Raw genomic sequence first — 840 nt, 5'->3', positions numbered from 1 at the left:
GGGGACGACGCCCGGGGGAGCCCGGGGGAGAATCGGGTCATGACCCTCTTCCGTGACGACGGCATCGTGCTGCGCACGCAGAAGCTGGGTGAGGCGGATCGGATCATCACCCTGCTGACCCGGCAGCACGGCCGGGTCCGGGCGGTCGCCCGGGGGGTGCGGCGCACCAAGTCCAAGTTCGGCGCCCGGCTGGAGCCCTTCTCCCACGTGGATGCGCAGTTCTTCGCGCGCGGCTCGGAGCTGATCGGACGCGGTCTGCCGATGTGCACCCAGGTCGAGAGCATCGCCGCGCACGGCCGGACCATCGTGGAGGACTACGGGCGCTACACCGCCGGGACCGCGATGCTGGAGACGGCCGAGCGGTTCACCGACCACGAGGGCGAGCCCAACGTCCAGCAGTACCTGTTGCTCGTCGGAGGGCTGCGGACCCTGGCCGCCGGGCAGCACGCGCCGGGCCTGGTGCTGGACGCCTTCCTGCTGCGTTCCCTGGCCTGCGGCGGTTACGCCCCCAGTTTCGACGCCTGCGCCCGTTGCGGCCTGCCCGGGCCCAACCGGTTCTTCTCGGTCTCCGCGGGCGGTTCGGTGTGCGCGGACTGCCGGGTGCCGGGGAGCGTGGTCCCCTCACCGGGAGCGCTGCGCCTGCTGGGCGCCCTGCTGTCCGGAGACTGGGCCACCGCCGACGCCGCCGAGTCCCGCCACGTGCGCGAGGGCAGCGGCCTGGTCTCCGCCTACCTGCACTGGCACCTGGAGCGGGGTCTTCGCTCCCTGCGCTACGTGGATCGCACCGGTACGCCCGCCCCGCCCCCGCCGTCGGGGGAGCGCCCGGACGGCCGGCTCCCC

At 74.0% G+C, this 840-nt stretch carries 1 protein-coding gene; it reads left to right on the top strand.

What is annotated here, in order from left to right; all coding sequences use genetic code 11:
- Window positions 1-39: 39 nt before the first annotated feature.
- A partial coding sequence (gene recO / locus FNQ90_RS25310) for a DNA repair protein RecO (protein WP_182608446.1) occupies window positions 40-840 on the top strand: 801 nt, incomplete at its 3' end.

Origin of the sequence: Streptomyces alkaliphilus, from assembly GCF_014141535.1 — a bacterium.
Taxonomy (GTDB): domain Bacteria; phylum Actinomycetota; class Actinomycetes; order Streptomycetales; family Streptomycetaceae; genus Streptomyces; species Streptomyces alkaliphilus.
Note: the sequence above shows the minus strand (reverse complement) of the source record. Positions and strands in the feature narration are given on the sequence as shown.